Below are 10,316 nucleotides of genomic sequence, written 5' to 3' on the forward strand. Positions count from 1 at the left end.
TTTTGGACCAAGGCAGAGACAATACTACTTTGCGTTCCAGATTTTCTAAAGTTTCAACAGTTACGCTCATCGTAAGCCCTTAAATTTGTTGTGTTTAAACGGTTATCCTTCTGCTCAGTATTCCGAAAGATTTCGGAAGCGTGCATAAGGTCAAAATTTAGCTGCTTAGTATAACACAATGTTTCACGAATAACATAAAAAGGCCGTCTGAAAAGTAGGAAATTCTTTTCAGACGGCCTTTGCGTTTCAATATTGTTGTTTTTTACAGCTGGTCTTTTTGAGCCAGAATCCGTCGGCTGCCGTTGATGTCTGCAGGAGAGAGAACACCGGCATTTTCAAGCGCATCTACTAAATTGGCGGCACGGTTGTAGCCGATGCGTAATTGGCGTTGCAGTGCAGAAATGGAAGTTTTCCGGCTTTCCAATACGAAGGCAACGGCTTGATCGAATAGCTCATCGCTGTTTGCATTCGGATTGACAATATTGGTGGTTTCGATGGCTGCTTCACCACTGAGCAGACCTTCCACATAATTGGTCGGAGCCTGTTCTTTGACGAAATTGACGACCTGATGCACTTCATCATCGGAAACAAACGCACCTTGCAGGCGTGTCGGTTCCGCGCTGCCCGGTTGCAGGAATAATGAGTCACCGTATTTGAGCAATTCGTCCGCACCCATTTGGTCAAGAATGGTGCGGCTGTCGATTTTGCTTTGTACGGTAAAGGCCATGCGTGTCGGAATGTTGGCTTTAATCAGGCCGGTAACCACATCAACGCTTGGGCGTTGGGTGGCGACAATCATGTGAATACCTGCCGCACGCGCTTTTTGGGCAAGGCGTGCGATTTGCTGCTCAACGGATTTGCGTTCGGTCATCATCAAGTCAGCCAACTCGTCGATAACGACCACAATCAACGGCAGTTTTTCCAGAGGCTCAGGATCATCAGGATTTAAGCTGAACGGATTGAGTAATGGTTTGCCTGCTGCTTTGGCTTGTTCGACTTTTTGGTTGAAACCGTCCAGATTGCGCACGCCGGCATGGGAAAGCAGACGATAGCGTTTTTCCATTTCGGCAACACACCAGTTCAATGCTTGTCCGGCCTCGCGCATATCGGTCACAACCGGGCAGAGCAGGTGCGGAATGCCGTCATAAATGCTCAATTCCAGCATTTTCGGGTCAATCATGATGAAGCGGACTTCGTCGGGCGTGGCTTTAAAGAGCATGGACATAATCATGCCGTTCACGCCGACGGATTTACCCGAGCCGGTCATACCAGCGACCAAAAGATGCGGCATTTTTGCCAAGTCGCCGACAACGGGCGTACCCGCAATATCTTTACCCAAGGCAACGGTCAGTTTGGACTTGGCGTCGGTAAACACGGATGAAGAGAGGATTTCGCTCAACATGACGTCTTGGCGCTTCTCATTGGGCAATTCAATGCCCATGGTGTTTTTACCGGCAATAGTTTCTACGATGCGTACCGCTTGCAGAGACATCGAGCGCGCCAAATCTTTGGACAGGGCGACAATTTGACTGCCTTTGACACCTTGTGCCGGTTCGATTTCGTAGCGGGTAATCACGGGGCCGGAAGTGGCGGAAACAACCTGTACGCCGATGCCGAATTCAGCCAGCTTGGCTTCAATCAATTCTGCGGTCTGTTGCAATTCATCCGGATTGACGGCAACCGGTTCTTCAGACGGCATACGCAACAGGTTCATGTTGGGTTTGTGGTATTCGCCGTTGTTTTTAGGTTCTGTATCGTCAAACAGGGAAGTTTGGATTTTAGGGGGCGGCGCAACGGATACGGCAACAGTTTTACGGTTGCTGCTGCTGCCTGCCAACGGAGCAACCGGAGTGGCGGTAATGGTTTTGGCCTCTTTAACCATGCGGCGCGTATTTTGGGTTTCCAAAGCTTCGGTGCGGACATCTTCTTTTCTATTTTGGAATTGAGACAGTTTTTTCATCAGGCTGCCAAACAGGCCGCCCATATGGCTGCCGGATTTGGCCATGACTTCCAACCATGACACCTGAGCCAACAGGGAAATGGATAAAAGTAACATCACCAGCATAATCAACAGGCTGCCTGATTTGCCCAATAGCCAAGCCAAGCCTGAGCCCGCAAGTAAGCCGACCAAGCCGCCGGCACCAACGGGAAGGGATTCGCTCAATGCGTTGTCAAACAGAAAATGTTCGATAATCGGGCTGCACACCAGCAGGAGAAACAATGCCAAAGCGGCTACGCCATGATTGTAGGGCTTGTGGTTTTCCTGCTTTTTCATGGGGCGGAAGTTTTTGTAGAGGAAAACGCAAGATGCAGCTATCCACCACCAAAACGACAGGCCGAACAGATAATATCCGACATCGGAAAGATAGGAGCCAAAGAGGCCGCCAAGGTTGGCGACATCGTTGCTTTTGGGAACGCTGCGCGACCATGCAGGGTCGTCCATGCTGAAGCTGGCCAAGGAAATAGCCAGATAAATGGTGATAACCAAGCCAAACAGCCATAAAGCATCATTAATCAAGTTTACGACATGCTCGGGGCGCGCTTTTTTTTCTTCGTTTCTTTGCAGCTCTTTGGCGGCCTTGAGGCGTTGGGAGACTTTATTGTCGGCTTGAGTTTGTGCTTTGGTGGATTTGCGTGTGGTCGGTTTGGCTGCCGGTTTGGTAGAGACGCGTTTTTTTGTTTGGGTTTTAGAAGATTTTGCAGTCATGAGATAAAGGCCGTCTGAAAAGACCGGAGGTAATGTGCGTAAAGGGCAAATTATACCGTATTTACTGGGCACAAGAAATTGAAACGGGCGTAATCATTATGGGATTCAGGCCGTCTGTTTGGCGTGACGAAAATTTTGGATTTCGTTTCCACCTATTCAGACGGCCTGATGTTTTGATTGATTTGGACTTACATTCTGCCCAGTTCGCGTTGTAGGGCTTGAATGTTTTTCTCTCTATCCAGAACCGCACCTTGCAGCGTACTGATGGCCTGTTGATTGACGCTGCCACCTTTGGCTGTCCGCGCTTGGCTCAGTTGCTTTTTGGCATCGGCCAAAGCTGCGCGTTCATTGGATAACTCGGTTTCCAGAATAGAGCGGCGACTGTTGACGCCGGAGGATTTTGGAACCGGAGGAGGAGCTGTTTCAGAAGTGGTGCGGACAGGGGCAGGTTTGGGCGTTACCTTATGGTTGGATTTTGCAGCCGTATTTTTGCTTTTTGCCGGAGCCGCTTGTGATGTCGGCGCGTTGAGTGTAGGCGCATCGCTGACCGGGGCATCGTATCGGCTGCTGCTGTATTTTCCGACAATCGGCAAATCGTTGACGGCCTGGCAGTTGCCGCTTGGGCGCGAGGTATAGACAATCGAGCCGTTGACTTCACAGGTGTAAATTTTTGCGGCGTCGGCTTGGCTGTTGAAAACAGCGAGCGGCAGCAGGGATAGGGTAAGCAGATATTTTTTCATGATTCAGATAGGGCTGATTCGTTGCACTTGAGCATTTTATTCTTGTTCAGACGGTATGGGCTGCTGTTTTTTAGCTTTTGCACTGTTTTTGTTTTTGCTCGGTTTGTCGGCTTTTTTCTCTTGTTTATCAGATTTTTCCGCGCGTGCCTTTTTCTTAGGCTTTGCACTTGCGCGTTCATCAGAGGCATTGAGGCTTCGGATGTTAAGGTGGTAACCGCTGCCTTGATGGCCGCTGATTTTAGGCAATTGAGCCTGTGCGCAGGAGGATTTGGGTTCGGAGGTATAGCTGCCGTTGCCGCAGGAGTAGACTGCGGCGGCTGCATGAAGAGAAATGCCCAAGACGAAAGAGGATACGAGGAAGTATCCGGCTTGTTTGATGGTTGAAGTCATGTTTTTCCGTATTGTGTTTTATTTCAGACGGCCTGATGGCTCTATTTTTATTGGGAAAACTCGGCTTCGACATCAACTTGGATTTGCTCAAGCTCTTCCTGCCATTGCAGCCAGTTTTCTTCCAGTTGCGTTAATTTTACTTTAGTTTCTGTTAATTGTGCGAGTGTCTCTTGCAATTTGGGTTTATTTTCTTCTGAATAAGCAGATTCTTGTGCCAAAAATGCTTCACAGGCTGTCTGAATATCAGTCAATCGTGCGATTTCTTTTTCGGCTTTGTCGATCTTCTGCTGAATCGGTTTGCTGCGTTTGGCTTTTTCCTGACGGATTTGTGCTTCTATGCGCTTGGTGTCCTTGCGGCTTTGGCTTTGGGCAGATGCGGCGGGGGCTGCTGCAGCGTTTTCTTGTGCCAACCGCCATTGACGGTAGTCGTTCAAATCGCCGTCGAAGTTGTTCAGACGGCCTTTGTCGATAAGGAGGAAGCTGTCGGTAGTCGCTTCAAGCAGGCTGCGGTCGTGCGATACGACAATCAATGCGCCTTGGAAACTTTGCAGGGCAAGTGTTAGGGCGTGGCGCATATCCAAGTCTAGGTGGTTGGTCGGTTCGTCAAGCAGCAGCAGATTAGGTTTTTGCCAGATAATCATGGCAAGGGCGAGCCGCGCTTTTTCACCACCCGAAAAAGGCTCGGTCTTTTGAACCGCCATATCGCCGACAAAGTTGAAACCGCCTAAAAAGTTGCGGATTTCCTGTTCGCGGACTTCGGGCGAAAGCTGTTGGATATGCCAAACCGGACTTTGATCGGCGCGCAATGTGTCCAGTTGGTGTTGGGCAAAATAGCCGATATTGAGCTTTTCGGAGCGTACGATGCTGCCGGAAAGTAAATCGATTTTTCCTGCCAATGCTTTGATAAATGTGGATTTACCGCTGCCGTTAACGCCCAATAGGCCGTAACGTGCGCCGCTTTCCAGAGACAAGGTGATATCGTGTAAAACGGTATTGTCGCCATAGCCCAAGTCGGCATGGTCGAGTTTCAATAATGGGTTGGGCAGGTGGGTCGGATTGGCAAACTCAAAGGAAAACTCGCTATCCAAATGAGCAGGGGCGATGCGCTCGAGCTTGGCTAATGCCTTCATGCGGCTTTGAGCTTGTACGGCCTTTGTGGCTTTGGCTTTGAAACGGTCGATAAAGGATTGCAGATGTTTGATTTGCGCCTGCTGTTTGACGTAGGCGGCTTGTTGTTGCGCCAGACGTTGGGCGCGTTCGGCTTGATAGAAATCGTAATTGCCGCCGTATTGGGTCAGTTTTTGTTGCGACAGTTCGATGGTGTGCGTTGTGGTGGCATTCAAAAAGTCGCGGTCATGGGAGATGATGATTTGCGTACAGGGCAGGGAAGCGAGATGGTTTTCCAGCCATAGTACGGTTTCTAAATCCAAATGGTTGGTCGGTTCGTCCAAAAGCAGCAAATCAGCACGACAAATCAGCGCTTGGGCAAGGTTGAGGCGCATACGCCAGCCGCCGGAAAAAGATTTGACGGGACGGGTATGTTCTTCTTGTGCGAAACCCAAGCCGTTAAGCAGTTTGGCGGCGCGTGCCGGAGCAGTATAGGCATCGATTTCTTCAAGTTTGGCGTGATATTCGGCTTGCTTCATGCCATCGTTTTGCGCTTCTGCTTGAGCCAAGGCCGTCTGAAAAGCCTGCAATTCAGCGTCACCTTGCAAAACGTAATCTAAAGCGGAGATATCTAAATCAGGCGTTTCTTGAGAGACAGAAGCCAGACGCCATGTTTTGGGAATAAGAATTTCGCCGCCATCTTGTGTGATTTCACCTTTTATCAGCGCAAACAGGCTGGATTTTCCCGTACCGTTTTTACCGATTAAACCAACGCGTTGGCCGGGGTTGATTACGGCATCGGCTTTGTCGAGTAGGACTTTCAAACCGCGTTGGAGGGTGAGTTTTTTAATTTCTATCATGATGGCAGGCAAGGGGGTGTAAAACGAAAGGCATTATTTTACCTGAAAAGACATATAAAAGGCCGTCTGAACAAGTATGAAAACGAAATCACTGATTTCTATTTTACTTATTCAGACGGCCTTTATGAAATGACAGTCGGAAATGCTTTCAAATTGTCTGTCGTTTCAATTAAATTTGAAGATCGCCATTGTCCGCACGGATTTGGCGCAGGAATTTTTGTGTCCGTTCATGTTTGGGATGATTGAACAAATCTTGCGGGCTGCCTTGTTCGACAATAACGCCGCCGTCCATCACGACGACGGTGGTTGCCACTTCTAAGGCAAACTTGATTTCATGAGTAACGACAACCATGGTCCAGCCTTCTTGTGCCAACTCCTTCATGGTATCCAAAACATCTTGCACCAATTCGGGGTCAAGCGCGGAAGTCGGTTCGTCAAACAGCATCAGTTCAGGCTGAATCGCCAATGCTCGGGCAATACCGACGCGCTGCTGTTGACCGCCGGAAAGCTGGTAGGGGTAGAGGTCGATCTTGTCGCCCAAACCGACTTTTTCAAGCAATTTGACAGCCTCTTCACGCGCTTGGGCGACAGGCTTGCCTTGTACGGCAACCGGCCCTTCCATGACGTTTTCCAACGCAGTTTTGTGCGGAAAGAGGTTGTATTGTTGGAACACCATGCCGGACTTGCGGCGCAGTGCCAAAATATCGTGTTTGCTTGGTTTTTTGGAAAAATCGATGCTTAACGGCTGTGCGTTGTCAAACTCGATCTGACCTTGTTCAGGCATTTCCAAAGCGTTTAAACAGCGTAAAAACGTGGTTTTGCCCGAGCCGGACGGGCCTAGGATAACAACCACTTGTCCTTTGCCGACATCCAAATCGATGCCGCGCAAAATGGTATTTTCGCCAAAGGTTTTATGGATATTGCGGATTTTAATCATGACAACTCCTTATTTGGCGACATAGCGGTCAAAGCGTTTTTCCAAGCGCGCCTGAATCATAAACAGCACTTTGCAGAAGCACCAATAAACCAATGCGGCTTCGATATAAACGGGCAAAAAGTCATAAGTACGGTTTGCTGTCTCTTGGGCAACACGGAAAAGCTCGGTTACCGTTACTACGGCGGCAAGCGAGGTATTTTTGAACAAGCCGATAAACTCGTTGCTCAAAGGCGGTACGGCAACGCGGAATGCCTGTGGCGCGATAATGCGGCGGAACGTCTGCATATAGGTCATACCGATGGAGAAACCGGCTTCCCATTGGCCTTTAGGTACGGACAAGATTGCCGCGCGTATGGTTTCGGAAGCGTATGCGCCGACATTGAGCGAAAAGCCGATGATGGCGGCAGGAATCGGATCGATATAGATGCCGACGGAAGGCAAACCATAGAATACGATGACCAACTGCACCAAAAGCGGCGTACCGCGAATGACGGAAATATAAAATTCTACCAGCTTCAGCAAGCATTTTTGGAAAACACCACCGGAGGGCATGATCCGCACCAAAGCAACTGCTACGGCAATAATCATGCCGATAACGAAAGAAGCGATCGCCAAAGGCAAAGATACTGCGAAGCCGGCTTTGACCATGGGCCAAAACGCGCTGATGAGCATATCAGCGCGTGTTTCCGTCATAAACGGCAGAGAGGCAAGGAAATTATTTAACACTGATGTCTTTTCCGAAGAATTGTTCGCCCAGTTTTTTCAGCGTGCCGTCGGCTTTCAGTTCGTTCATGGCTGTGCTGAATTTAGCCAATGCTTCATCGTTGCCTTTATTGACAATCAAGCCGGAGCCGACTTTTTCGTTAGCCGGTGCAGACCAAACGATTTTCACGCCGGCATTCGGATTTTTCTTCAGGTAGTCCAATACCGCCAATTCGTCGTTCAGAGTTGCATCGGCACGTTTTTGTTCAATCAAGGTCAGGGATTGCGCCAAGCCGTCTACCGGTACAAGTTCAGCTCCTGCCGCTTTGGCTTTTTCGCCATAGTTGCTGGTCAGGGATTGTGCGGTTTTCACGCCTTTGATGTCGTCGATGGATTTGATGTTGCTGTCTTTGCGTGCAACCAATACAGCACCGCTCCAGCTGTAAGGCTCGGATTTGTCAAAAGTTGCTTGACGTTCAGGGCTGGTTAGGCCGACTTGGTTGGCAACCACGTCGAAACGGCCGGCTTTCAAACCTGCCATCATGGAGTCCCATTGTGTTTCTTTAAATTCGACTTTTACGCCCAATTTGTCGGCAACGGCGCGGGTAACTTCGACATCGTAGCCGGTCAATTTGCCGTCTTTATCATGGTAGGTGAAGGGTGCGTAAGTGCCCTCTGTGCCGACAGTGATGGTACCTTTGTTGTTGATACGCTCAATCAGTGAGCCGGAGGCCGCGCCGGATTGGGCCGGTGCAGAAGAAGCTGAGTTGCTGCTTTCGCCGCCGCAAGCAGCCAAAACTACTGCAGCGATGGTGCCAAGTACGAATTTTTTCAACATGGATTTTTACTCCTGATTTTTAGTGTGTCATCTGGTATTAAAGCATGCATTCTAAGCGAAACTGCCCAAAATACAAAATACATCTTAGTTTCTTAAAAGGCCGTCTGAACGCTGATTTGTTCAGACGGCCTTGAGTGGTGTATCAAAATTTCGGCTTATGCAATTTCAAGCCACATGACTTGATAGGGTTGCAGTACCAAATCCTGATTCAGGGAAACGGTTTGACCGCTGATCAAATCGTGTGCTTTAAACGGCATGGCTTGCAGCGTATGCGCACTGATGGTTTGCGGATGTTCGCTGAAGTTGCCGAATGCCAATAGTGCGTTGTTGCGCATATAGCCGATGATGTGTTTGTTGTTGGTATTGAAGGTAACCAACTTGCCGCCGTCAAAGCGCGGATTGCTTTGGCGAATGGCAATCATATGGCGCAAACCTTGGAAGATTTGACCGGCAGTGGTCGAGCTGTCATGGCGTTGGTTGTACAACTCTTCATTATAACGAGGACGGTGTGCCCAGCGGCTGTCGTCGCTCTTATTGCTGTCTTGCGACCAGTCGTCATCGTTGAGCGTACCCACTTCGTCACCCAAGTAAATCAGCGGCAGACCGCCGGTACTCAGAGCGATGCTGTACAAAAGTTTGATGCGGTCAACGGCATACGGGTCATTTTGAGCCAAACCAACCAATGCTGCGGCTGTACCGCTGACACGGCAGTCGCCAGTGTTGGGGTTGTATTGGAACGGTACACCGCGCGCGAAGCTGCCGTCAAAATGGTTGACGAAGAAGCGGTTGAGGAATTGTCGGTGGTCGTAGCCGTGGATGCCGAACTGCCATGCGTCCTCATCCGCAAAGGTCCAGCCGATGTCGTCATGGCTGCGGACGTAGTTGACCCATGCAGTGTGGTCGGGCAGGTTGTGGCGGTAGGTCAGTGCCTGATGGAGCAGGTTGACTTCGCGCGTGGCGAGGGTGTTCCACAACAATGCCATTTGCAGAGGGTTGTAGCCGATTTGACATTCGTCTTGGCTGATGTATTGGACAACTTGGTCAGGGTGGACGATGGCTTCGGATTTGAAGAACACGGCTGGCGCTGCGATACGCATTACAGAGTTAAACGCGCGAATCAGGGCGTGTGCCTGAGGCAGGTTTTCGCAGCTTGTGCCCATTTGCTTCCAAATAAAGGCAACGGCATCCATGCGCAGAATATCAACGCCCAAGTTGGCAAGGAACATCATTTCGCCTGCCATGGCACGGAATACCCACGGGTTGCTGTAATTTAAGTCCCATTGGAAGGAGTTGAACGTCGTCCATACCCAGCGTCCGTCTTCCAGTTGGGAGAAGCCGCCCGGATGTTGGTCAGGGAAGATTTCACGCAGGGTGCGGTCGTATTGGTCGGGCATCCAGCGGTCAGGGAAAATATAGTAGAAGTTGTCGTAGAGTGGATCGCCGGCAGCGCAGCGTTTTGCCCATTCGTGTTCGTTGGAAGTGTGGTTGAAGATGAAATCGACAACGGCGGAAATGCCTGCTTCGTGCAAGGCGGCAATGACATCGCGCAAGTCGTCTATTGTACCCAGTGCTGGATTGACATCGCGGTAGCTGCTGACCGCATAGCCGCCGTCGCTTTTGCCTTCAGGGCATTTAAACAGGGGCATCAGGTGTAGATAGGTCAGGCCCAATTCTTGGAAATAAGGGATTTTGGCTTTCAACCCTTGCAGATCGCCTGCGAACAAATCGACGTAGCACACGCCGCCAACCTGTTTGTTGGACAAAATCCAGTCAGGATCGTTTTCTCGCGCGATATCAATATCTTTTAAAGATGCGTTGCGTTGGGAATAGCTTTGCCATGCTTGGGCAATCAGTTGCTCCAGCATAGGGAGGACGGCTTCGTTGTTGTTGTATACGTTGTCCAGCTCATGCATCAGTTTTGGGAAGTGTTCCTCAAGTCGTCTGTCAAACTGTTTCCAGTCTTCAGATGTCTCGATGCTTGCACGCTGTTCGGGGGTATAAATCGATAGGGTGCGTTCTTTAAGGTGATGCAAGG

At 49.9% G+C, this 10,316-nt stretch carries 7 protein-coding genes and 2 pseudogenes; all 9 read right to left on the bottom strand.

Annotated elements, in window-relative coordinates; genetic code table 11:
• Positions 1-262: 262 nt before the first annotated feature.
• Positions 263-1,906, bottom strand: a pseudogene (locus tag ACTHUE_RS06360) (DNA translocase FtsK); the annotation flags it as partial.
• Between the two features lie 98 nt (positions 1,907-2,004).
• Positions 2,005-2,707: pseudogene (locus ACTHUE_RS06365) on the bottom strand (DNA translocase FtsK 4TM domain-containing protein); the annotation flags it as partial.
• Between the two features lie 188 nt (positions 2,708-2,895).
• A complete protein-coding gene (locus tag ACTHUE_RS06370; RefSeq protein WP_049336128.1) occupies positions 2,896-3,447 on the bottom strand; it encodes a hypothetical protein in 552 nt (183 codons plus the stop codon).
• Between the two features lie 36 nt (positions 3,448-3,483).
• Positions 3,484-3,837, bottom strand: coding sequence for a hypothetical protein (locus ACTHUE_RS06375; RefSeq protein ID WP_004520602.1), 354 nt, complete (start codon positions 3,835-3,837; stop codon positions 3,484-3,486).
• Between the two features lie 47 nt (positions 3,838-3,884).
• Positions 3,885-5,804, bottom strand: coding sequence for an ATP-binding cassette domain-containing protein (locus ACTHUE_RS06380; RefSeq protein WP_070695595.1), 1,920 nt, complete (start codon positions 5,802-5,804; stop codon positions 3,885-3,887).
• 169 nt (positions 5,805-5,973) lie between these two features.
• Positions 5,974-6,741 (bottom strand): amino acid ABC transporter ATP-binding protein, encoded by a 768-nt coding sequence (locus tag ACTHUE_RS06385; RefSeq protein ID WP_371460221.1) that lies wholly within the window; start codon positions 6,739-6,741, stop codon positions 5,974-5,976.
• Positions 6,742-6,750: 9 nt separating this feature from the next.
• Positions 6,751-7,467, bottom strand: coding sequence for an amino acid ABC transporter permease (locus ACTHUE_RS06390; protein ID WP_083325003.1), 717 nt, complete (start codon positions 7,465-7,467; stop codon positions 6,751-6,753).
• Entirely contained in the window at positions 7,457-8,281 is an 825-nt protein-coding gene (locus ACTHUE_RS06395; RefSeq protein ID WP_070850484.1) for an amino acid ABC transporter substrate-binding protein, read from the bottom strand. The genes ACTHUE_RS06390 and ACTHUE_RS06395 overlap by 11 nt, the downstream gene beginning before the upstream one ends.
• Before the next feature lie 155 nt (positions 8,282-8,436).
• Positions 8,437-10,314 carry an alpha-amylase family protein gene (locus ACTHUE_RS06400; RefSeq protein WP_440423127.1) on the bottom strand — a complete coding sequence of 626 codons (1,878 nt, stop codon included), beginning with the start codon at positions 10,312-10,314 and terminating at the stop codon, positions 8,437-8,439.
• Between the last annotated feature and the right edge of the window lie 2 nt (positions 10,315-10,316).

Source organism: Neisseria sp. P0021.S005 (assembly GCF_051956955.1).

Coding starts and splice junctions, on each gene's coding strand:
- ACTHUE_RS06375 (WP_004520602.1), bottom strand. CDS start 3,837: ATGACTTCAACCATCAAACAAGCCGGATACTTCCTCGTATCCTCTTTC.
- ACTHUE_RS06395 (WP_070850484.1), bottom strand. CDS start 8,281: ATGTTGAAAAAATTCGTACTTGGCACCATCGCTGCAGTAGTTTTGGCT.
- ACTHUE_RS06380 (WP_070695595.1), bottom strand. CDS start 5,804: ATGATAGAAATTAAAAAACTCACCCTCCAACGCGGTTTGAAAGTCCTA.
- ACTHUE_RS06370 (WP_049336128.1), bottom strand. CDS start 3,447: ATGAAAAAATATCTGCTTACCCTATCCCTGCTGCCGCTCGCTGTTTTC.
- ACTHUE_RS06385 (WP_371460221.1), bottom strand. CDS start 6,741: ATGATTAAAATCCGCAATATCCATAAAACCTTTGGCGAAAATACCATT.